The 24,278-nt window shown below is 40.4% G+C and carries 19 protein-coding genes; 7 read left to right on the top strand and 12 right to left on the bottom strand.

Annotated features, from left to right (window positions below):
• Positions 1-4: 4 nt before the first annotated feature.
• Positions 5-3,055, bottom strand: coding sequence for a SusC/RagA family TonB-linked outer membrane protein (locus tag WAA15_RS09455; protein ID WP_337042487.1), 3,051 nt, complete (start codon positions 3,053-3,055; stop codon positions 5-7).
• Between the two features lie 633 nt (positions 3,056-3,688).
• Between WAA15_RS09455 and WAA15_RS09450 the strand changes: the two genes are divergently transcribed.
• A complete protein-coding gene (locus WAA15_RS09450; RefSeq protein ID WP_337042486.1) occupies positions 3,689-3,889 on the top strand; it encodes a hypothetical protein in 201 nt (66 codons plus the stop codon).
• Between the two features lie 5 nt (positions 3,890-3,894).
• Here the strand turns inward: WAA15_RS09450 and WAA15_RS09445 are convergent, their stop codons facing one another.
• The 6 genes from WAA15_RS09445 to WAA15_RS09420 form a co-directional block, all read right to left on the bottom strand.
• Positions 3,895-6,225 (bottom strand): penicillin-binding protein 1A, encoded by a 2,331-nt coding sequence (locus WAA15_RS09445; RefSeq protein ID WP_337042485.1) that lies wholly within the window; start codon positions 6,223-6,225, stop codon positions 3,895-3,897.
• Between the two features lie 204 nt (positions 6,226-6,429).
• Complete coding sequence (locus tag WAA15_RS09440; RefSeq protein ID WP_337042484.1) at positions 6,430-7,728, bottom strand: M20/M25/M40 family metallo-hydrolase; 1,299 nt, start codon at positions 7,726-7,728, stop codon at positions 6,430-6,432.
• Entirely contained in the window at positions 7,725-8,720 is a 996-nt protein-coding gene (locus tag WAA15_RS09435) for a glycosyltransferase family 2 protein (RefSeq protein ID WP_337042483.1), read from the bottom strand. Before WAA15_RS09435 ends, WAA15_RS09440 begins: the two co-directional genes overlap by 4 nt.
• A gap of 12 nt (positions 8,721-8,732) precedes the next feature.
• Positions 8,733-9,461 (bottom strand): tRNA1(Val) (adenine(37)-N6)-methyltransferase, encoded by a 729-nt coding sequence (locus WAA15_RS09430; RefSeq protein WP_337042482.1) that lies wholly within the window; start codon positions 9,459-9,461, stop codon positions 8,733-8,735.
• A gap of 44 nt (positions 9,462-9,505) precedes the next feature.
• Positions 9,506-10,927: a pyridoxal phosphate-dependent decarboxylase family protein gene (locus WAA15_RS09425; RefSeq protein WP_337042481.1), complete on the bottom strand. Its 1,422-nt coding sequence runs from the start codon at positions 10,925-10,927 to the stop codon at positions 9,506-9,508.
• A 48-nt stretch (positions 10,928-10,975) separates the two neighbouring features.
• Positions 10,976-11,440, bottom strand: coding sequence for a GNAT family N-acetyltransferase (locus tag WAA15_RS09420; protein ID WP_337042480.1), 465 nt, complete (start codon positions 11,438-11,440; stop codon positions 10,976-10,978).
• 121 nt (positions 11,441-11,561) lie between these two features.
• Between WAA15_RS09420 and WAA15_RS09415 the strand changes: the two genes are divergently transcribed.
• Both WAA15_RS09415 and aspS read left to right on the top strand, forming a co-directional pair.
• Positions 11,562-12,452, top strand: coding sequence for a LysR family transcriptional regulator (locus WAA15_RS09415; protein WP_337042479.1), 891 nt, complete (start codon positions 11,562-11,564; stop codon positions 12,450-12,452).
• 177 nt (positions 12,453-12,629) lie between these two features.
• Entirely contained in the window at positions 12,630-14,381 is a 1,752-nt protein-coding gene (aspS, locus tag WAA15_RS09410) for an aspartate--tRNA ligase (RefSeq protein WP_337042478.1), read from the top strand.
• Between the two features lie 76 nt (positions 14,382-14,457).
• Here aspS and WAA15_RS09405 read toward each other — a convergent pair whose 3' ends face one another.
• The 3 genes from WAA15_RS09405 to WAA15_RS09395 are packed head-to-tail and all read right to left on the bottom strand — an operon-like array spanning position 14,458 to position 17,067.
• Positions 14,458-15,492 (bottom strand): MlaD family protein, encoded by a 1,035-nt coding sequence (locus WAA15_RS09405; protein WP_337042477.1) that lies wholly within the window; start codon positions 15,490-15,492, stop codon positions 14,458-14,460.
• A 4-nt stretch (positions 15,493-15,496) separates the two neighbouring features.
• Complete coding sequence (locus tag WAA15_RS09400; protein WP_337042476.1) at positions 15,497-16,252, bottom strand: ABC transporter ATP-binding protein; 756 nt, start codon at positions 16,250-16,252, stop codon at positions 15,497-15,499.
• Between the two features lie 29 nt (positions 16,253-16,281).
• Complete coding sequence (locus tag WAA15_RS09395) at positions 16,282-17,067, bottom strand: MlaE family ABC transporter permease (RefSeq protein WP_337042475.1); 786 nt, start codon at positions 17,065-17,067, stop codon at positions 16,282-16,284.
• A gap of 255 nt (positions 17,068-17,322) precedes the next feature.
• On the opposite strand from WAA15_RS09395, the gene WAA15_RS09390 reads away from it, so the two are divergent.
• From WAA15_RS09390 to WAA15_RS09375, 4 genes are all read left to right on the top strand, one after another.
• Entirely contained in the window at positions 17,323-17,784 is a 462-nt protein-coding gene (locus tag WAA15_RS09390; protein ID WP_337042474.1) for a (2Fe-2S)-binding protein, read from the top strand.
• Position 17,785: 1 nt separating this feature from the next.
• Positions 17,786-19,939: a xanthine dehydrogenase family protein molybdopterin-binding subunit gene (locus WAA15_RS09385; RefSeq protein ID WP_337042473.1), complete on the top strand. Its 2,154-nt coding sequence runs from the start codon at positions 17,786-17,788 to the stop codon at positions 19,937-19,939.
• Positions 19,940-20,303: 364 nt separating this feature from the next.
• Complete coding sequence (locus WAA15_RS09380; RefSeq protein ID WP_337042472.1) at positions 20,304-21,371, top strand: saccharopine dehydrogenase family protein; 1,068 nt, start codon at positions 20,304-20,306, stop codon at positions 21,369-21,371.
• Positions 21,361-22,281, top strand: coding sequence for a DUF1338 domain-containing protein (locus WAA15_RS09375; protein ID WP_337042471.1), 921 nt, complete (start codon positions 21,361-21,363; stop codon positions 22,279-22,281). Before WAA15_RS09380 ends, WAA15_RS09375 begins: the two co-directional genes overlap by 11 nt.
• 60 nt (positions 22,282-22,341) lie before the next feature.
• Here the strand turns inward: WAA15_RS09375 and WAA15_RS09370 are convergent, their stop codons facing one another.
• A complete protein-coding gene (locus WAA15_RS09370) occupies positions 22,342-23,349 on the bottom strand; it encodes a zinc dependent phospholipase C family protein (protein WP_337042470.1) in 1,008 nt (335 codons plus the stop codon).
• Between the two features lie 13 nt (positions 23,350-23,362).
• Positions 23,363-24,250, bottom strand: coding sequence for a Ppx/GppA phosphatase family protein (locus WAA15_RS09365; protein WP_337042469.1), 888 nt, complete (start codon positions 24,248-24,250; stop codon positions 23,363-23,365).
• Between the last annotated feature and the right edge of the window lie 28 nt (positions 24,251-24,278).

The following is a 24,278-nucleotide window of genomic DNA, read 5'->3' as shown; positions in this document are numbered from 1 at the left end:
ATTTTTATAATGTAACGTTCAAGCCAAATACTACTGAACGGGCCTTAGGATAACTTAAATAATCGATACCGTAAGAAGTAATACCACCGATAGTTCTGTCGATATTTACTTCAGGGTCATAACCATCATATTTGGTAATTACAAAAAGGTTCTGGCCAGTTACTGACAATCTCAAGCCATTTACCCATTTGCCAAGCCCGATTGCTTTAGTGTTTACATTATAGCCTAACGATAAGTTATTCAATCTGAAAAATGCACCATCTTTCAGGAATCTGGTAGATACTGGCGCCGAGTTATTGATTGATTCTTTAGGGTTAGCAATAGCTTCAGGAGTAGTATTCAAACTTTTTGATAATCTTAATTTGTAGAAGTTAGCATTGGCAGTATTATCATAAATTTTATTACCTGACACTCCGTTAAAGTTAACGGCTAAATCAAAGCCTTTGAACGATACATTTCCGTTAATGTTATATTGTTTGGTAGGTAAGGCACTACCCGCAGCAATACGGTCGTTGTCGCCTACTACGCCATCGCCATTAATGTCTCTGTATGTGCTTATGCCTTTATCGTCAAATCCTGTAAATTCTTTCAGGAAGAATGTACCAATAGGCTGCCCACTTATATAACCATTAATTGTGGCAGAAGTTAAACCTGAACCAGAAGCACTACCCGACGGAATAACCGTATAAGGAGATTTCTTAACAATGTTGCTGATAAAGGTCATGTTTCCACCAATATCGAATCTCAGGCCATTTCCGGCTGTGTAGCGGTAGTTCAATTCAATTTCAAGACCTTTGTTAGTAATGGTCATGTCTTTAACGTTTGTCCAGAAAGTACCTGCTGGTTGCACAGGGTCAGCCGGAATTACCTCTAACAAAATGTTATTTGATACTTTATGGAAATAGTCGATAGCTCCGGTTAAAGCCCCACGGAACAAGCCAAAATCAAGCCCTACGTTTGTTTGTGTTGATACCTCCCACTGAATATTTGGGTTAGCCAAACGTGTGTATGATGTTCCGGCAGGGAATGAACCTGTTGGATATAGCGGATAACTTGTTGATGCTGATACCTGAGAGGTAAACAAGGCTTGAGTAATTTTTGCAGGAATCTCCTGATTACCGGTTTGTCCCCAACCTGCTCTTAGTTTCAGGTCAGTAAAGCCTGCCGATTTCATGAATTCTTCTTCTGAAATTCTCCAGCCTAACGAGAACGACGGGAATACCCCATATTTGTTGTTAGCACCAAATTTAGACGAACCATCAGCACGTACAGTAGCGGTAGCAAGATATTTGTCTTTGTATTGATAGTTTACACGGCCAAAGAACGACTGCAACTCATTTATAAGTGCATAACCGCCTGGTTTATTGTTGGCCAGTGTTAACTCTTGCCCTAAGCCCGGGTTATAGATAGGCTCGATGTCAGTAATCGGGAATTTATTGATACTGGTGTTACGGCCTTGAACAAATATCTTCTGGTATGAGTGGCCAACAAGGGCTGTCATATTATGCGCCCCTGTATTCAGGGTATAAGTAAGGTAGTTTTCTATCAACTTATTTCTGTTGTAAGTATTATAAGTTTCAAGTCTGCCATCTTGTTGTGGTTCCAGATTTGCCAACGACTGAATATCACGTACACCTGCCGAGTTATCGATACCAAAGTTTAGTTTGTATACTAAATTTTTTGTGATTTTGAACGAAGGAGAGATGTTTCCGATTACACGGTTAATGGTTGAAGCATCTTTTTGCAAGCGTAGCGTAATAAGTGGGTTGGTAAAGTTCGGATAATTACGAGGTTTGCCGTTATTATCATACGCCGGATACGTTGGGTTGGCCGAAATAGCCCCACCAATCATGCTTTCGGTCGGAGGTCTTGAGTTTGTTGTATAAGTAGCATTCAGGTTTACATCAACTGTCAGGCGGTCGTCGAGGAATTTTTGTGAAACGTTAATACGGCCTGTGTAACGGTTCAGATTACTGTTTTTCAGGATACCTTCCTGATTCTGAATACCGAAAGAACCATAATAAGTTAGTTTATCAGCACCACCACCAAACGATAAGTTATGGTTTTGAGTAACGGCTGTCTGAGTAATTTCTTTTTGCCAGTCAGTATTACCCCCTAAATCTTCCAGTACACCACCAACAGCTTTAACCTGAGTTCTGAACTCATCGGCTGTAAATACTGGTAATGCTCTGGCGATTTTCGAGATACCTACACTTCCAGAATAAGTAAGGGTCGAGAAACCGGCTTTACCTTTTTTGGTAGTGATTAGAACCACGCCATTGGCCCCACGCGAACCATAGATAGCAGTAGCAGAGGCATCTTTCAATACGTCAATCGATTCAATATCCTGTGGGTTTAGGAAAGTAAGAGGGTTAGTTGCACCACCTGTACTTGAGTTATCAAGTGCCATGCCATCTAGGATAAACAATGGGGTACTACCTGTACGAAGCCCCCCTGGCCCACGAATAGTAATGTTTTGTGAGGCACCCGGCTCACCACTGGCAGATGTAACGTTTACACCAGCTACTTTACCTTGTAATAACTGTTCAGGAGAGTTAATAATACCTTTGTTAAATTCAGAGCTTTTCAAAGATTTTACGGCACCCGTCATATCTTTTTTAGTAGCACTACCATAACCAATTACCACTACTTGTGCTAAATCAGAGGCTTCTGATTTAAGAGATACATCAAGTTTAGCATTATTACCAACGGCTATTTCTTGTTTAGTGTAGCCAATAAAGCCAAACACTAATACAGATTTTTCGTTGGGTACAGTAATTGAATAATTACCGTTTGCATCGGTGCTTGTACCTTTTTGAGTACCCTTCAAAATTACACTACAACCCACCAGAGGCTCGTTCGTGCTGGCATCGGTTACACGGCCTGTTACGGTTATATCAACTATTTTGCCTGCATCATGGCTGACACTCGTTGTGCTTTTCGCACTCGCAAACACTGCTTTTTGTCCATATACTCGAGGCATACACACAGCAGCAAACAAAAATACCCCCAGAATCAATCTTAATGGTGGAGGAGAGGTAGCAAGGTGTTTCATAATTAGATGATTTATTAAACAATTTGATGTTTTAACAAGGTATTTACAAAGGGTGAGTTATTCTATTTAATATAAGTGCATAAAATTAAGGCAATAGAAGTAACCGTCAGATTATCCCTGCTTAGGTATACGAATAATACTTGGCGGGTTGGTCTATGAATCGTCAGACTACTGGTGTTATTTTAAATTTTCTCAAATTTGTTGCATTATAACAATAAAAAATATTATTATTTTTAAGTTTCTTTATGCAAACGTTTTAAATCGTTCTGCAAACGTTTTAAATTTTTTGAAAAATTGAGCCAAAAACCTGAATAGTTGACAATTAGAAGATAAGCACTGTAAGTTGATGAAATACGCTGCACCTGACTTTGTAAGTCCCTGATTTTATTAATTTTCATGCCACAAAAATAGCCTGATAGTATTCTTTTAATGTTAATCAGGTATTAAGCAATTGTTAAGACTCTTGTAATAGGAAGCTCGTTAATAGTGCAGATGAGATAAATACTCCTTTGGTGAAGAATGCTTGTTTCTGGTATGAGGAAATAAATCCACATAGCTTGAAGCCATTTTTATGAAGTTGAAGTGGCATAGATTTTTAGTATTATGACATAAATCCATGAAACTAAAAATACTATGTCACACTTCTTTTTTATACTTGTTCAGGTGCCGTATATCATTCTGAGTTTGCTTTGCGGCATTAGTGTAGTCATTTCAAACTGGAATGAGTTTGTAGCCAGTAAAGTGCCAAAAGAACCAAAAACAGTTTATATGCTGGTGGAATCAACAGAAGATACCACTGAAGAAGAACTGGATTTGGCTCCTATGGCTGCGTAAGGCATCTACAACTGGTCGTCATCGGCAGGTTTTGCAGTTGGAGGAGTATATTTCTGGAGTGAATCAATATGATACCCTTCTCCGGCCGCAAATACACAGTCTCCTGATACAGAAACCGTAGATGGTTTCAGAAAAGACCCTTTCTTATATTCTATTGTTTTATCGCCATAAACTTTCTGGAAGAACAGCCCCCAAGTAGGTAGCGATACCCTTGCTCCTTGCCCTAAGGCAATACTTCGGAAGTGAATGGTGGGGTCGTCGCCACCGGTCCAGCCACCGGCCACCAGCGTAGGGGTAATACCCATAAACCAGCCGTCTGAATAATTTGAAGTTGTACCCGTTTTGGCGGCTATTTCGTTGCCGTCTAAAACGCCATATCTTGATAGGCCACCAAAGGCAGTTCCGCCGGGTAGGGTAGCACCACGCATCAGGTGAATCATCTTATAGGCTGTTTCCTGACTGATTACCTCTTTGCTATCTGAATAATATTCCTTGATTAGCTCTCCGTTTTTATCTTCAATACGTGTTACGAAAATAGGCTCGGTATATTTACCAGAATTGGCAAATACGCAGTACCCTGCCATGAGTTCATACAAAGAAACGTTACTGATACCTAAGCATAGTGCTGGCACTTCGTCGAGCTCACTTCTGATACCCAGTTTGTGTGCATAGTTAATTACATTGCCTGCTTTGAACTGATTAATCAGAAAGGCACTCACGGTGTTAACCGACTGCCCTAAAGCCTGACGCAGCGTCAGAGATTTATATGAATACACTCCGTCTGAGTTTTTAGGAGTCCAGCTTCCACCCGGAACAGAAATAGTAATAGGTTGGTCTACAACGTGTTCGCAAGTCGAGAAACCGTTATCAATGGCTGTCACATACACAAATGGTTTGAACGTAGACCCCGGTTGGCGTTTGCCTTGTTTTACGTGGTCATATTTAAAGTATTTGTAATTAATACCACCTACCCATGCTTTAATTTGCCCGTTGCGGGGGTCCATAGCAAGAAAACTCGAATGCAGAAAACGTTTATAATACCTGATTGAGTCCATTGATGACATCACCGTGTCTCTTTCGCCGCTCCACGTAAATACACGCATTTTACCCGGCTTGTTCATTTCCTTCCAAACCTTGTCAAGGTCTCCGTCATACGCTTCTTTCAATTCTTTGAAACGTGGCGTAGTTTTGGCAATATTTTCAATAAAATTCGGAATTTCTTTATAAACACCTTCACGGTCTTTAGACTCCAGTACCCACGGGTTGCGACCTTTCCAGTGTTCGTTAAATTTCTTTTGCTGGTCTTTCATGTTCTCCTTCAATGCTTCTTCTGCATAGAATTGCATTCGGGAATCGATAGTAGTATATATTTTAAACCCTTTTGTATAAATATCGTCGGGTTCATATCCTTCCTTCACAATTTGTTCTTTCAGCCACCCTTTCAGAAACTCTCTGAAATAGGGGGCCAGACCCGTATTATGGCTTTCAGGCTGATAATTTAGGGTAATCGGAGCTTTTTTTAGTGCTTCTGCACTAGCCGGCGACAGCTTATCATATTTTACCATCTGGTCGAAAACAATGTTACGACGGTTTTTGGCAGCTTCAGGATGAAATTTCGGATTAAAACGTGAGGGATTCTGAATCATGCCTACCAACACGGCGGCTTCTTCCAACGTTACTTCGCTTGGTTCTTTTTTAAAATAGGTTTTCGTTGCAGACCTTATACCGAATGCACCACTACTGAACTCGATGGTATTCAGGTATTTTTCCATGATTTCCTGCTTGGTATACCTGCGTTCCAGTTTAATAGCTGTTATCCATTCTTTGGTTTTTATAATAATCTGCTTGATACCCGGTATATTATATAATGGGCCTTGATAATAGTCAGATTCCCGCATTTTAAATAGATTCTTGGCTAACTGCTGCGAAATGGTACTACCACCTCCTTTTCTCTGACCCGAAAAAAGGCCAGTTATTACACGCAAGGTACTGCGGGCATCAATTCCTGAGTGAACTGTAAAACGGACATCTTCGGTAGCTACAAGCGCGTTAATGATATTCGGAGAAAGTTCGCTGAAATCAATGGGGCTACGGTTTTCGTAAAGAAACTTGCCAATTACTTTTCCGTCGGCAGAGATAATCTCCGAAGCTACATCGCTTTTAGGATTTTCAATTTCTTCGGGGCTTGGCATTTTACCAAACAACCAGAATAGATTAAAACTTACGGCTAACAGATACACTACTACCAGAAGCGTACTGTATGCTGTAAATTTCCAAATGTTTGAAATGATTTTCTTATATCTACCTGCGGCTAATTCTGGAAACGAAAACTTCATTTTGGATGAGAAACGGGTTATATTAAAGCAAACGTAAGCATTTTTACGAACTGATGCAAAAGCTAAACCGATTTTGAGTAGAGATTTTTATACTCACAAACAGGGCTTATTGACACTTATCATACGAAAGTTTACGGCAAATATTGTGTTGGTTTGTCAGATTAAGTATTAAAAAGCCTGTGGGTTAGCACAGGCTTTTATAGCTTATTTTACTGTGCTTTTATCTATCCTTGTAGGTGTATCTGTGCCAGCTACAATGGTGCGCGAACTTAACGCAATAGCCCTGATGGTAGCTACAATGTTCTGCATATCTAATGATTCTACTTCATCGTTTACCGAGTGGTATAGCTTGTCAGAATCAATCTGGTCGGTAGAAATTGTATGTGCCGGTACACCTAGGCGCGCCAGTGTGGCGTTGTCGGAGCGGTAGAAAAGATTCTGTTGCGGATACGGGTCAGGATGAAACGTGAACGCTGTTCCTTGTAGATTTTTTTGCAGTATTTGGCCGAAATCAGAGCGTTCAAAGCCTGTAATGAAAGCTGAATTAATGCCCCATTTTGAGGCTTTGCCAATCATTTCTATGTTAAACATAGCCACTACCTTGTCGGCATCCAGCTGTTGAGAAAAATATCTTGAACCAAAGCCCCCGATTTCTTCGGCAGTAAAGGCCACAAAAATCAAGGTGCGTTCGTTGTTTTTCAGTTTTTTAAAGTAACTAGCCAGTGCAATCATGGCTGTTGTACCTGAAGCGTCGTCGTCAGCACCGTTGGCAATGGAATCTCCTTCAACAGGCTTCTGAAAACCGAGGTGGTCATAATGCCCCGAAAATACGACTATTTCGTCGGCTTTACTTTTACCCGGAATCATACCCGCAACGTTAGCCATCTTGAAAGCCTCTTTTCTTTGTTTAATTTTAATAGCGTAGCTGTCAACTGAATTAATGCCCAATACAAATAAAATATTACCTGCCATCTTGTTCGACGAACTCGTCAGGATTCTTGTTCTATTGAAAAAACGCTGAATACCTGCAAATTTGGAGGCATGGGCCATGTCTACCGCAATAATTTTATTGGTAGAATCTTTCATGTATTGATTAGGCGAGAAATTATCGTCTTTGCCTACTATTACCACAGGAATGTTTGAAGACCAGTTTATTTCTTCGTTATCTGACATCAAAACAAACTTATCTTTCGGAATTACCTGTCCGTTAATAATTATCTCGGCTTTCTCAAAGCCTTCAATTTTTGTAACCGGAAATTCCTGTCTGAAACCATTCAGCCCTTTTAAGGGCTTTAACCCGATTTTGGTAAATTCGTTGGCAATAAAAGCCGTAGCTTTTTCAATTTGTTGTGGCTGTCTTGAATCCCGACCCATCATGTCGTCGGAAGCCAGCGTACTGATAATCCGGTTAACTTCGCTTTCCTTAATAAGTTTATTAATTTTCTGAGCGAAAGTGGCTTGGCTGATAAAAAAAAGTAGGAGGGCGAATCTGGTTAGTTTCATATTGTTTGTTGGTTTGATGATGAGGGCTCTGTGCCTACGATTTGTTCGATAAGGTATTCGTCTTTTTTGAAAGTCTGTTTTACAAATAATTCGCCAATAAAGCCCGCCAGAAATAACTGCGAACCAATAATAATGGCAACTAAAGCCAGAAAGAACAAGGGGTTGTCGGTCACGTTGCGGTAGCGTAAACCCTGACTGATATTATAGAGTTTCTCAAAAATCAGATAGATTGCCATAATGCTACCAATCATAAACGAAAGCACTCCCATTGTGCCAAAGAAATGCATAGGGCGGCGTCCGAATTTATTAACAAAGGCAACGGTCAGTAAATCAAGAAAACCAAATATAAAGCGTTCTATACCAAATTTGGTAGAACCGTATTTTCGGGCCTGATGTTGTACTACTTTCTCACCTATTTTCTTGAAGCCATTCCATTTGGCTATGATAGGAATATTCCGGTGCATTTCGCCATAAATAGTGATGTTCTTTATCACTCTTGATTTATAGGCCTTTAAGCCGCAATTAAAATCATGCAGATAAACCCCCGAAACCCATCTGGAAACAGCGTTGAAAAGTTTTGTAGGAAGCGTTTTGGTAATAGGGTCATAACGTTTTTTCTTCCAGCCCGATACCAAATCGTAATTATCTTCGGTTATCATGCGGTATAATTCCGGTATTTCATCGGGGCTGTCTTGCAAGTCGGCATCCATCGTAATAACCACATTTCCTCGGGCTTGTGTAAAAGCCGTTTGCAAGGCGGCGGTTTTACCATAGTTACGCACAAACTTGAACCCCCTTACATAAGGATTCTGGCTGGCAAGTGTCTGAATAACCTCCCAAGAGGTGTCGGTGCTGCCATCATCAACAAAAAGAATTTCATAACTGAAATGATTCTCTTTCATTACCCTTACAATCCATTCATGCAATTCGGGCAATGACTCGGCTTCGTTAAATAAAGGTATAACGACAGATATTTGAATAGCTTGGTTCATCAGGGCAAAGTTCTAAAAAATAATATAATAATCTCGCAACAGTTTCTGGAATTTATCAGTATACGTCTGATGCGCCGTTTCATGAATCACTAACGTATCTTCCTGATAATCCGATACAGGGTTTTTCTGAAATGTTGAAATAATCCTGAATACCGTTTTTTGAGAATTGTGTTGTATCAGAAGTTTTTTTGACAAATATAAGGCTTTTTTTTGAGCTATGTCTGTTAGTTGTTGGGTCTCGAAAGGTGGAAGCAACACAACAAATTGGCCGTTAGCATTTAAGAGTGTTATTACTGCTGCTGTCAGGTCCTCGAAAGTGAGCGTAGTGGCGTGTAAAGCCTTGTTTGTCTGAACATCGGGCGATTGAAGTGATTGCTGATAGAATGGCGGATTTGATATAATTAAGTCGTATGTAGGCTTGATGCTGGCACTAAACTCCCTGCTGAATGTCTGTACAGATGTGTGATAAACCTCAATTTGTTTACTGAATTTGCTGTTTGTAATATTATTTACAGCCTGACTGTAAGCATCGGTATCAATCTCAACAGCATCAATGTGAGCACTAGTGCGTTGGGCAAGCATTAGCGATAAAAGCCCTGTGCCTGTGCCTATATCTAAAATTTGTTGAGCATTTTCAGCATCGGCATAGGCTCCCAGAATACAGGCATCTGTGCAGACCTTCATGGCACACTTATCCTGATGAATAAGAAATTGTTTAAATTGAAAAAAAGATTTTGACACTTTATCCTCCTTAAAAAAGGCGAAGGTAAAGATTTTCAGGCAATTTATAAATCTATTATTGTGGCAAGTCTTTCTATTTCGTCTAGTAATGCAATTAAATCTTCTTCGGTTGTTAAGGGGTTCATTAACGATACCCTCAAGTATAAATTATCTTTCAGCGTTGTTTGTACAATATAAAATTTGCCCTCTTCCAGTAGTTTTTTTCTGATATGAGCATTCAGGTCGTTTATGGCCATACCCCGATTTACCAGCCTGAAACACACAATGTTACTTTCAGGCTCAATAGCCAGTTCAAAATTAGGCCTGGTTTTGATGAGCGTTGCAAAGGTTTTGCCTAAATCATATAAATACGTTACGTTTTCGCTGAAAATCTGTTCGCCGTGCGCTTTCAGAATAGCATATATTTTAACGCTCATCATTAGTTTGGTGCATTCAAAAGTTCGTTTACCGGAGTTAAACCAGTCTTTTGAATGCTGATTCGCCCATAGATACTGAGCTTTTTGCTGGAAAGTCCTGAAAGCATCGTCGTTACGCCTGAAAATAACCGACGTAGCCAGTGCAGGAGTCATCAGCATTTTATGCCAGTCAACTATCACAGAATCGGCCTGATTAATGCCCTTTACCAAAAAACTGTACTTTTCAGAAAAAACTACGGCCCCCCCATGCGCGCCGTCTACATGAAACCACAGTTTGTGTTTCTGGGCAAATGCGGCAAGGGCTTCAAGGTCGTCATAACTACCCGTAGAGGTCGAGCAGGCACTTCCCACTAGGGCTATTACGTGTAAACCTTCATCGCGGGCTTGCTGGTAGCAGGTTTCCAGTAAATCGGTGCGTATCTGCAATTGTTCATTAACAGGTACTTTTATAATGCCTGCGTTTCCCATGCCCATGATGCGAGCCGCACGGTCGATGCAGTAATGTGCCTCTTCCGATACCATTACGGCTAGTTTTTCTGTGTTTCCTTCGTCCCAGACATCTGTTTTAGCGGCTCTGGCAGCCAGTAGGGCTGTCAGATTAGCGAGCGTTCCGCCAGAGGTAAGAAGGCCACTTGCTTCGTTACTAAATCCTATTTTTCGAGCTAGTAGCTCTGAAATAATTCTTTCTAGTGGGTTCGATACCAGCCCCATTTCATAAACAGCCATGCCGTTATTCAGCATTTCTGTTAGCATTCCGGCCAATGCTGCAATAGGTACAGGCGGATTTACCTGATGCCCCATATAATGGGGATGGTGCAAATGAGTAGAAAGTGCAATGGCCTGTTGAAAAAAATTGCTTACATCACCTTTTGATTCTTCATAATCTTTTTGCCAGAAAGTCAGGCTTTCTTTAGGGTCCTTGTAGGGAATAACCGTTGTTAATTCTTTGGTTTGCGCCTGCACTAAATAATCGGCCAGCATATCAACCAGATTGTGGGCTTGCTGGCGGAAGTTTTCAGGTGAAAAAGCATTTTTCAGTAATGAATCCATAACGAATAACCAGATAATAATTTAGAGCTAGATGAGGGTATTATACAATTAAGCCTGCCAGAAATAATAGTAGTTCTGTTCGCGCACCCAGCCCATGCGTTCGTATAAACTTTGCGCTTTGGTGTTGTCGGGCGTAGTTTCTAGCAGCAAACCCTTATGCCCTTTTGATTGTATAAACTGCTGTGCAGTGCTTAAAAGCGTTTTTCCGATGCCTTTGCTTCTGATGTTTTCTTTCACAAAAAGGTCGTTGAGTGTCCAGGAACGACACATCGAAACCGATGAAAACATAGGATATAGCTGAGTAAATCCCAAAGGTTTGTTGCCTTCTAGAGCCAGAAAAATAACAGATTCCTTATTGAGTAGCCGTTCGGTAAGAAAAGCGCACGCACCTGTAATATCTGATGGTTGCCCATAATACTGACGATAAGCATCAAACACTTCGGCTACTATGCTGGCGTGTTGGGGTTCTGCCTGAATAATCTGAATGCTTTCAGCTAAATGGATACTCGACATAAGCAATGGTAGTTAATACATTTTATAAGATGCAAAGCAAATATTTATTTATGATAACAAAAAATACTTAATTTTGATTAATTGATATGTTTTAGGCATCAAAAGTTAAATTTTATATTGAATGGATTTAAGAACAATTGCCCATTTTCTGAAATTAGCCGAAACCCTGAACTACCGGAAAACTGCTGAAGAAATTTATATTGCTCAACCAGCTTTGAGTAGGCAGATTATGCAATTGGAAGAGACCCTGAAAGTGTCTTTATTTAACAGAACTAAAAGAAGCGTTGAGTTAACAGAGGCCGGTATTTATTTCAGAGACGAAGCGAAACGCATTATTGAAGACTTTGAAAGAGTGTGTCAAAGAACTTTACAAATACATAAGGGTGAAGGCGGAGAAATCCGTATTGCACATTCTAGTTCATCTATGCAGTTTTTATTGCCTAATATTCTGGCTAAAATTCAGCAGGAAATTCCGTCAATGCAGACCGTTCTGATTGAGTCAACTAATGTGTTTGAAATAAACGCACTCATGAACCGTACCATTGATGTAGGTTTTGGCCCGAATATGATTGTGCCTAAAGAAATAAATGCCCGCACCCTTTATGCCGAAAACTTTGTGATATTGTTACCTCAAAGCCATTGGCTGAGTAACGAAAACTTCGATTCGCTGGCTCAGTTAGCCGATGAGAATTTTATTTTACCTTCACGAAGCGAGAGTTCGGGGTATGTAGAGAGCATTGAGGCTTTGTGCCAGAATTATGGTTTTATCCCTAAAGTGGCTTATCAGTCAGGTAATACAAATACAGTATTACGTTTGGTAGAGGCAGGGGTAGGGGTTTCGATTGAACCGAAATCGGCGTTGAGTGGGCAGAACATGAATGTAAAACACATTGAACTCAGCGGAATAGCCGCGAAGTCAGAAATGAGAATGGTATGGCTCAGAGGGCGCGAAAAAGAACTAAACCGCTTTTTTGATATAGTAAATAGCGTTGTAAGCCAGATTACTATCTGATAAAAAATTATGAAAAAAGAATAGCCTTGCGTAAAAATTGCTTTGTATGTACTAAGCGCAGAAGCATATTATAAATAAGATTTGAATGAATTGTGGTATTTTTAGAAAAGCCATAAGAGCTTTTCTGTAAAATTCTTACTTTTGCAAAAAAATTGCTCAACAATAAATTTAGACATAATGTTAAGAACTCATACCTGCGGAGAACTAAGAATCGCAGATATTAATCAGACAGTTACCTTATGCGGGTGGGTACAAGTTGTGCGCGATAAAGGCGGTATTATTTATATCGACCTTCGTGACCGCTACGGCATCACACAGTTAATTTTAAACGAAAATAGCAGCGATACCAACATAATTGCATTGGCCCGTACGCTTAGCCGTGAATTTGTAATTCAGGCTACGGGCGAAGTTATTGAACGGGTGTCAAAAAATGATAAAATTCCTACCGGAGACATAGAAATTAAAGTAACAGGGCTGGAAATTCTGAACCCTGCCAAGTTGCCTCCGTTCTTGATTCAGGATGAAACCGATGGCGGTGATGACATCCGTATGAAATACCGTTATCTGGACTTACGCCGGAATGCCGTTCGCCAGAATTTACAGTTGCGCCACAAAATGGCTCAACAGACACGTATCTATCTGGATGGGCAAGAGTTCATCGAGGTAGAAACGCCTGTTCTTATTAAATCAACACCAGAAGGAGCAAGAGACTTTGTAGTACCTAGCCGCATGAACCCGGGTGAGTTCTATGCTTTGCCGCAGTCGCCACAAACTTTTAAACAATTATTGATGGTGTCTGGCTTTGACCGCTATTATCAGATTGTGAAGTGTTTCCGTGATGAAGATTTACGTGCCGACCGCCAGCCTGAATTTACACAGATTGACTGCGAGATGTCGTTTGTAAAACAGGAAGATATTCTGCAAATGTTTGAAGGGCTGATTCGCCACCTGTTCAAGACAGTAAAAAACATCGATATGCCAGAAGTGCCGCGCATGACCTACGCCGACGCAATGCGCCTGTATGGTTCTGATAAACCTGATACACGTTTTGAGATGCAATTTGTTGAGCTGAACGATGTAACCAAAGGGAAAGACTTCGTGGTGTTTGATTCTGCCGAATTGGTGGTAGGCATTAATGCCTCGGGATGTGCAGAATACACACGTAAGCAGGTTGATGAACTAACCGAATGGGTAAAACGCCCACAAGTAGGTGCGAAAGGGCTGGCTTATATCAGATATAATGCTGACGGTACGCTGAAATCATCGTTCGATAAGTTCTTTGATGAAGCAGCATTAAAACAGATTGCTGATAAATTTGGAGCCAAAGCCGGAGATTTAATGCTCATTCTGGCTGGCGATGCGGGCAAAACACGCAAACAATTAAATGAATTGCGGCTGGAAATGGGAAGTCGTCTGGGGCTTCGTAATCCAGAAGAGTTCAAGGCGTTGTGGGTGCTTGATTTCCCGTTGTTGGAATACGGCGAAGAAGAAAACCGCTGGTTTGCCATGCACCATCCGTTTACAAGTCCGAAACCTGAAGATATTCCGTTATTAGAAACACAGGATTTGGGTAGTGTAAGAGCCAACGCCTACGATATGGTAATTAACGGAACAGAAGTAGGAGGGGGGTCTGTACGGATTTTCCAACGTCCGCTTCAACAAAAAATGTTTGAGATTCTGGGCTTTACAGAAGAAGAAGCTAAAAAACAATTCGGCTTTCTGATGGATGCCTTTGAATACGGCGCACCACCACACGCAGGTATTGCTTTTGGTTTTGACCGCCTTTGCTCAATCTTCGGAGGGGCCGATTCCATCCGTGACTTTATTGCGTTCCCTAAAAATAACTCTGGTCGAGACATGATGATTGACTCACCTTCAACGATTGACCAGAAACAAATGGATGAACTAAAAATAAAAACCGTGCTATAATTCAGCATCGTTTATCAAGTTATACAAAAAAGAGAACCCAACAGGTTCTCTTTTTTGTATAATAAAATTCAGGTAATTATTGTTGAGAAGTTTGTTGTTGTTCTGTTTTTTTCTTCTCTTCCTCTTTTGCCTGTTTTCTGAAATATCTTCTGAACAGGAAGTTATGTTTCAAGGCTTCCAGATTCTGGTCTAGTTTTTCGCTACTACTTTCCAGATTACTAATGGTTTCTCTGATATTATTAGCCGCTTTTTCGTCATGTAGTAATACTCCAACCGGACTTTTAGGGTTATTTACCAGATTACTAGTGGTTTGTTCAAGGTCCGACACCATCTTCTTGGCTGCTACCGATGTTTCTTTCAAGGTTTCGGTTGTGTTTTGTAAAGAGTTAACAGTATTCTTGATAGCCGGATAAATCTCTTTATCGGCTGCAATGCTGTTAATAAAATTTCCTTCCGTATTAAGTTTGTCGGTTAGGTTAGCCAATGTAGTAACGCCTTTCTTTAAATCTCTGGTGGCAGCCTCAACGGTAGCCATGCTTTTAGAAATATTAGCATAAATGGCTTCGTCTTTCATTAATTTACCAACCGAGCCTTCGCCTGCACGTATGCCTGAAATAATGCCTTTCAGGTCGTCGGTTATAGAAAGAATATTCTTGTTATTGGCTTGAAGAGTTTTGAGCATTTCTTGTTGAGATACATCGGCTTCTACCTTAAAATTAAAGCCGTTTTCAATCATTTTTGCATTAGGAGACCCCCCTGAAATCAGAATGATAGGGTTACCAATAAGCCCGTCGGAACTTACACGCACGGTAGCATCCTGTTTAATAAAAGGCTGAGATTTGTCTTCAATACTGAAAATTACTCTTACTTTCGAGTCTGGGGTAAAAGCAATTTCTCTTACGGTTCCTACTTTCACGCCGGCAAACCATACATTATTTCCTTTTGTTAAACCATTAACACTTTCAAAGGTAGCGGTAGCATCAATTCGGGTAATGAACGATTTCCGCATAGTTCCTAGTGTCAGAATACCAGCAGCCAATATAATAATACCTATTAAAATAAATAAACCAACTTTGGCGGCTATTCTTTCAGAAGATTGTGGGGTTGCCATACACTTATTTCTTTTGATTTTCTATAAAATTGTAATCGTAAAAATTTTTTATTCTTGGGTCAGGGTTTCCAAACACATCTTCAAATGTACCCTGAAACTTAAAGTTTCCATCAAATAGCACCGCTATGCGGTCGCCGGTTTCTTTGGCACAGGTGAGGTCATGCGTAATAATAATCGAACTGGTATTATAGTTTTCTTTTACTTCATTGATTAACTGGTTTATTTCAGTGCAGGTAATAGGGTCAAGGCCGGCAGTAGGCTCATCATACAACATAATTTTAGGATTCATGATAAGCGTGCGGGCAATGCCTATCCGTTTTTTTTGCCCTCCTGAAAGTTCTGCGGGCATTTGATGAATCGATTTCAGGAGTCCTACCGAGTCCAGTACTTTATTGACTGCCTTGTTAATTTCGGCGCGGGTCATGTTCCGAACGTTTCTTACAAGCGGGAACTCCAGATTTTCCTGCACCGTCATACTATCATACAAGGCACTATTCTGGAACGAAAAACCAATTTTTAGTCTTAAAGCATTCAGTTCTTTTTTATTCAGTTTTGAAACATCTTCGCCTAGCACTTCAACTTTGCCTTTATCGGCCGTTAATAAACCCGCAATGATTTTAATCAATACTGATTTACCACTACCAGATTTGCCCAGTACTACCAGATTCTCACCTTCATAAACATCCAGATTTGCATCAACCAGAATAGCTCTGTCGCCAAATGCTTTGTAAAGATGTTCTATTTCAATTACTTTATTCATATCAATTTGTTGTGGATAATGACCAGTTATTATCTGAACCAGTTTGTTACCTGAACTATAAACACTTCTTCAATAAATATCAAGAACATCGATAAAACCACCGACGAGTTAGCAGCTTTACCCACGCCTAAGGTTCCGTTGCTGGCATTATAGCCTTTATAGCAACCCACAATACCAATAGTAAAACCATAAGCCACTGCTTTGATGATGGCCGTCCAGAGGTCGAGGAAGATAATACTATTAAATGCCTGCTCAAAAAAAGCTGGAAGGCTAGTGTCTTCGTTGGTTGCTACATTCAGAAAGACCCCTGTCATAGCCATAATAGCGCAATAGAACGACAATATCGGAATAGTTATGGTAGTGGCCAATACGCGGGTTACTACTAAAAACTTGATGGGGTTAACCGCCGATACCTCCATGGCATCAATCTGCTCGGTTACTTTCATAGAGCCTAACTCGGCACCAATACTAGAGCCTACCTTGCCTGCACAAATCAGGGAGGTAACCAGCGGGGCTAATGCTCTGATAATGGCAATGGTTACAAGTGAGGGCAACCATGAACTAGCACCGAATGCCTCAAGCGACGGACGTGACTGTTTGGTGAATACAAAGCCTGTTACAAAGCCTGTAAGTGATATAAGTAATAAGGAGCTGTTGCCAATACGATAGCACTGATTAACAAATTCTTTAAATTCAAAATTTCCACTAAGGGTTTCTTTAAAAAACATAAATAAGAAATCAGCACCTTCTTTGAACCCAATGAGCCAGTTGTCGATTTTTTCGGAGAACAGATTTTTTTTTGAATGTACACTCATACTTAGTTGTAATTAGTGGAGAATTCGGCGCCTCAAATTTATTAAAGTATATTGGTAAATTAATACACCAACAGCGTTTTTAAGGAATTTATATACGTATGTGGAAAAAAATACTCAGTTTGTGGCATATTTCTGCTACCAATAGGAAATTTTTTTTGCATACAATTGTGTATTTAGTATCAAAATTCTTTCCAATGTTATAGTATTTTCATTATTTTTGATTAAATTATTGACTATCAACAAAATAAAGCTATTATGGCTATTTTCAACCTTAAAATAAACGGAAGAGAACATAAAACAGATGTCTCGCCGGATACTCCTTTACTATGGGTACTACGTGACCACCTGGGGCTGTTAGGTACAAAGTATGGCTGTGGTATGGCTATGTGTGGTGCCTGCACTGTACATGTAAACGGCGAAGCCACACGGGCTTGCATAACGCCTGTATCGTCAGTCAGTGAAGCTAAAATCACAACTATTGAAGGGCTTTCTGAAAAAGGAGACCACCCGCTACAAACAGCTTGGCATGAGGTAGATGTACCTCAATGTGGATACTGCCAAGCAGGCCAGATTATGACGGCCGCCGCATTCCTGAAAAGTAATCCTAAGCCTAGCGTAGAAGAAATCGAGAATGCCATGTCGAACAATATATGTCGTTGTGGAACTTATCATCGTATCAGAGAAGCTGTTCAGTTAGCTGCCACTAAAATGAAATAACATGGAAAAGACAATAAAAAACAGCCGAAGAGACTTTTTAAAATCAGCCGCGCTTGCCGGAGGTGGCTTCATGTTAAGTTTTAATTGGTTTGGTAAAGAAGCATTTGCCTCTGAGGCAAGTAACACTATGCTTGCCGCATCTGATTTTGTACCTAATGCCTATCTTTCAATTCATACCGATGGCATAGTAAATATATTTTCACCGAATCCTGAAATCGGACAGGGCATTAAAACAGCCTTCCCGATTATTGTGGCCGAAGAACTGGACGTTGACTGGGCAAATGTAAAAGTGCTTCAGGCTCCTTTAGATACTAAAAAATTTGAACGTCAGGTTGCTGGCGGTAGCGGCTCTATTCCGCATTCATGGGAAAGGCTGCGCAAAGCAGGAGCCACAGCAAGACAAATGTTGATTGAGGCTGCTGCAAAACGCTGGAACGTGTCGACCAATGATTGTATCACAGATAAAGGTTTTGTGATTCATGTAAACACTAACAAAAAATTAAGCTATGGCGAGTTAGCCACCGATGCCGCACAGATTGTTCCGCCTACGAATGTAAAATTAAAAAACCTGAAAGATTTCAAATTAATCGGCTCTACCGTTAAGGGGGTCGATAACAAGGAGATTCTTACAGGTAAACCACTTTTCGGGATTGATTTTTACAGAGAAGGAATGCTTTTCTGCATGATTCAACGCCCACCAGCTTTCGGGCTAAAACTTAAATCGTTCGATGCCTCAGCGGTAAAGGCTATGCCGGGTATAGTTGATGTGGTATCATTTAAAAATAAAGTAGCTGTTGTCGGAAAATCAACATGGGAAGTCAAGAAAGGGAGAGAAGCTTTAAAAATAGAGTGGGAGAAAGATGGAAATCTGGAAAGTACAGAAGACCATAACAGAATTTTCAAGCAATTACTGGACTCTGAAAAAGCAGATGTAAGAAGAAAAGAAGGAAATGTTGAAGAAGCCTTTAAAAATGCAGCGAAAATTGTTGAGTCGGAGTATCAATGCCCATTTCTGCCTCATAACCCAATGGAACCTATGAATTTCTTCGCCCATGTAAAAGATACAGACGTTGAACTGGTAGGCCCTACCCAAACACCACAGGCCGCACAAACACAAACAGCCAAATTGTTAAACATCTCTCCTGACAAAGTAACTGTTGAACTCACCCGTATGGGAGGGGGCTTCGGGCGGCGCTTAGGTACCGACTACGTACTGGAAGCAGTTGAAGTGTCGAACATAATGAAGGCACCTGTAAAAGTAATCTGGACGCGCGAAGATGACATGACTGGTGGAAGCTATCGGCCGGCAGTACGGTACCGTTTTAGAGCGGCTCTCGACAAACAAGGCAATATGATTGGGTACTCGCTTCGGGGTGCGGGTATTAATGCCGGAAATTCTACCCGTGAAAATAACTTTCCGTCAGGTGCTGTTCCTCATTTACTCATAGATTCCGTTGAGCATAAGTCGCCTATTACCACAGGGCCATGGCGTGCGCCAATTACGAATTTTCTGGCTTTTGCCGAACAATCTTTTATTGATGAGGTGGCAACTGCCGCTGGTAAGGATGCCGTTCAGTTCAGGCTTGACTTGCTTGAGAAAGCTAAAACCTCACCAGCAGGGCCTGTTAAATATGATATTGACCGTATGAAAGCGGTCATTGAACTAGCCGCCGAAAAGTCGGGCTGGAACAAAAAACGAAAAGGGATAAACCTCGGTTTTAGTGTTTATTTTTCTCATGCTTCCTATGTAGCACAGGTAGCTGAGGTAGTAATGAAAAAAAATAAGCCTGTATTACAGAAAATCTATGCCGCCGTTGACTGCGGCGTGGTTATTAACCAGAGTGGTGCCCGTAATCAGGTAATTGGGGGTATTGTAGATGGTATGGGCCATGCCATGTATGGCAACCTTACCTTTAAAGAGGGTACTCCAGAGCAGCAAAACTTTAATACCTACCGGCTTATTAAAATGAATGAGATTCCGGCTATTGAAGTGCATTTTGTTGATAACGGAATTGACCCAACAGGGCTTGGTGAGCCGGCCTTACCACCAACTGGTGGCTCTATTGCCAATGCTATCTTTAAAGCAACAGGTAAACGTCTGAAAAGCCAACCGTTTATTGAGCAGGAAGAAAAATTACTTGATAGTATTTCTTAAAGTTTTGTAAGTTACGATTCCCAAAATTAAGTGGGCCATGCTCTCAGGAGGGTGGTTCACTTTTTTATTTGGAAATTAGTGGGTATTACTTATATTTGTTAAAAATAAATTCTTCAACTTGTTTAAAGACCTTAAATATCATCTGGCACGCCTCGCTTATCTTCGTAGCGCTTGCTCATTTGTTCCTGATTTGCAGGGGGCCTAATTAATCTTTTCTTTTATTGACAATACCTTTATTAAATGATTTTCAGGGGTTATAATTTACTGCTACCTAGTAAATTGTATAATCGTTGATGGCGTTTGATACCGTTTTGTTGTATATATATATTTCATCAATCATATAAAACTTATTTCCAAGCCAGATATGAAAAACGTACTTGTTATTGGTATGGGTAAAGTAGGCTCATTAGTAGGCGTGTTGTTATCAAAACGCTTCGCTGTAATGGGCATGGACAAAAACTACCCCAATGTTGAACTACCCTTTGATGTGATACTGGGAGATGTAAATGACATCAGTTTTCTTGAAAAAACCATTCCTGAATTTGAGGCTGTGGTATCGGCTATGCCTTATAACTTGAACTTGCCTATTGCCCAAACGGCACACAAATTCGGCGTACATTACTTTGATTTAACAGAAGATGTACCCACAACCACGGCTATCAGGCAAATGGCCGAAACTGCCAATGCCGTTATGGCTCCGCAATGTGGGCTGGCACCCGGGCTAATAGGCATAATAGGGGCCGACCTTGCCAAACGTTTTACCAAATTACGCGATATTGAACTACGCGTAGGTGCGTTGCCCCGTTTCCCGAATGGCCTTATGGGGTATTCGTTCACGTGGTCACCGGCGGGGGTAATTAATGAATACATAAATGATGCAGAAGTAATTCATAACGGAACTAAAAAGATGGTTCCATCGCTAGATGGCATAGAGCATATTCAGATAGAAGGACAGGAGTTTGAGGCTTTCAGTACATCGGGTGGGTTGGGTACTATGTGTGAAACATACGAAGGGAAGGTGGATACGCTTAATTATAAAACTATCAGATACCCGGGCCATGCCAAACTCATGAAGTTTTTGTTGTATGAACTTATTCTAAAAGATAAACGTGAACTGGTTGAGCAGATTCTGACCGAAGCCAAACCCCCTGTACAGGAAGATGTAGTGTATGTATACGCCGTAGTTGAAGGCTGGAAAGGCACCGAATTGGCACGTGAGGAGTTTTACGAAGCGTATCATCCGATAGAAATCGACGGAAAACATTGGCGTGCTATTTCATGGACAACCGCTGCCTCGGTAGCTGCTGTTGTAGAAATGGTGGCTGATGGCAAACTGGCTCAGAAAGGATTTATAAAGCAGGAAGACATTCCTTTTAACGAATATCTTGAAACAACTAACGGAAACTTTTTTAAAGCAGAAAATGGAAAATAAAACAGCAACCCTAGAATATGTATTAAACGGATTAATGCGCCGATACCGCGAACGTGTGCCTGATGTGCAGAAGGTGTCTGAAGCAATGATAACCGAAGGAATTATTGCTAGTGCCGACGAAATCGAGAACGACCATATCGCTTTTCGTACGATGGGTGTGCCGCAATTGGGGATTCAATCATTCGAGAAAATTTTTCTGCATCTTGGTTATCAAAAACGTGATTACTTCTATTTTGAAGGAAAAAAACTGGATGCCTACTGGTTTTCTCCGCCTAAACCCGAATACCCACGCATATTTGTAAGCGAATTAAGAGTAAATGATTTGCCTGAGCCGATTCAGGAAATTATCAGAAGCTATACCGATGAAGTGAAAACTGACCCTGTTGATGCACTTGATTTAAATGATGGCGTAGCTGTTGATGAATTTTTGCATCAGGCTTTATGGCGTGTTCCAACATGGGAAGATTACTCAACCCTTCTGAAAGAAAGTGAATATGCAGCATGGGTTATTTATAACAGATATTACCTGAATCATTACACCATTAGTGTACATAACCTTAAGGAAGGTTATAATACTATTCAGGAGTTTAATGTTTTTCTGGAAAAAACAGGCATAAAGCTAAACGATTCGGGTGGAAAAATCAAAATAAGCCCTGATAAAGGTTTGTTGCAGAGTTCGACAGTAGCAGAAATTATTGACGCTGCTTTTGCGGGTGGTGAAATACATCCCATTTCGGGCAGTTATGTAGAATTTGCCGAACGCAAAGTATTGCCGCAATTTCAGCATTTGCCATTATCCGAAATAAAAAGAGAACACCGACGCGAAGGTTTTGAAGCAGGCAATGCAGATAAAATCTTTGAGAGTACTTTCACCAGCCAAACGGTGAAACGGCATCAGCATGCTGAATGAAATTAAAAATACTGATAAGAATTAATCCCTCTTAGAAATAAGAGGGATTAATTCGCATGATTAAAACTCTGATTCGGCTTTTAGTAAGGTTACTTTTCCTTTCTCCCACGCCTTTATATCTTTCTTGTAATTCGATTTATTTCTTTTAGTTAAACCCTCGTCGTCCAGCGATTTCAGGTCTGGTTTTCCGGCATTTACCCATGCAGTATACCAGAAATTGGCAGTTGCAGTAATGGCTCCTCTCAACTGATTTTCAATCATGCCATTAAGGGCTTTGTGGTATAGTTCGGAGTATTCTTTTGTATAAACCGATTGGTTAAATTTATTTTTAATGATTTTACCGTTTTCGTCTTTCATAAAGATTTTATCAGCCGGAAACGTCTTTCTCAACTCACGTTCTTTTGCAAGTAAAGTATCGGCTAATTCATGCGATTGTTTAATAATGCGCCATGTTTCTTTCGTTACGTCATCAATATATTGAGCATTGGCTGTATGTACGTTGTATTGCTCGCCAAATTTTTCGGGTAATTGGGCTTCCCAGAAAGCATGAATCCCCGTTTGGTTGGTTAATTGCCCGTTATGGTTGCTCGATGTATGTAAAGGCATGTGTGCGTCAGCCAGATAATGGCCCAAGTCGGCAGCCAGAAACAATATTTCTGTTTTTCGTTTATTTTGCATCGACTTGGTGAGCTTTTCCATTACATCCTGAATATACCAAGGCAAAATTCCACTCGATTGCAACATTTTGCTATCATATTTGGTATAAGCTAACTTACTGGTTTGAGCTAGGCTGTCAATAGGTTTATTGCCAAAGTCTTCAATGTCAATGTAATGTCTTGGGTTTTCTGCTTTATCGTTTAAAGTGTATTTTCTTAAATCAGGAATATTCGATTCTTCCGTAATAAAATCTATATGGTTATAAAAGAAAATCCGTAATTCGTCGGGTAGGGCAAATACTGCGGCTTTGTTAATATGCTGATGCCCCCACATTCCCCATGAGGTAAGCATCATTAAAGCACTGATACTTACAATAACCGACATAATGCTGATATAAATTTTTTTCTTCATAAGTACTTATTATTTAGTCTTCTTCGTTCATTAATGTTTCATAAACCAGTAGTAGAATACCATCTTTCAGGCCGAGGTCTGGCACTACGATTTCGTTCGCACCCGCCCATTTCATCACTGAAATATAGATATCAGAGGCCGGAACAATTACATCGGCACGGTCGGCATTGAGTTGTAGCATATTGATGCGGTCTTCAAGGCTGAACTCATTGATATAATCGCGTTTTTGTTCCAGTTCTGCCAATGTAGCTTTTCCGCCAGCAGCTTTATTTTCAATCATATTGAAAAGTTTCGAGATATTACCACCCGTACCTACGGCTATCACGTTTTCATGGGTTGGCACTGTTTCATCAATCCATGTACGCATTTTCCTCCAGACATCGGGTGCTTCTTTGTGTTCCAATAAACGAACTGACCCGATTTTGAACGACTTGGCAGCTATTTTGGTACGGCCTTTATAAATATTAAGTTCGGTACTACCACCGCCTACATCGATATGCAAATATGTTTTATCGTTTTCAAGGACGGCAATAATAACGTTATTGATTAGCTCGGCTTCTTTTTCTCCATCAATCAAATGAATTTCCATGCCTAATTCATTCTTGATTCGCTCAACAATATTAGTCCCGTTTTCGGCTTCACGCATGGCCGAAGTAGCACAAATCATATAAGCATCAACTTCATGTAATTCCATCAAAAGACGGTACGCCATCAATAGTTTTTTTATACGGGCTTCGCTTTCATAAGAGATTTTACCTGTATTGAATACATCCATGCCCAGCCGTAAAGCAAAGCGAACATATTCAACTTTTTTAAAACTTATTTTCTTTTTATCATGCAAAACCGACGAAATCTGCATTCGGGCAGCATTTGAACCAATATCAATGGCAGCAATTTTCATTGAATTTTCTTTAAGTATTTAGTAGTTT

The sequence above is a fragment of the Emticicia sp. 17c genome, assembly GCF_037153985.1.
GTDB lineage: Bacteria > Bacteroidota > Bacteroidia > Cytophagales > Spirosomataceae > Emticicia.
This window is presented reverse-complemented; position numbering and strand designations above follow the sequence as displayed.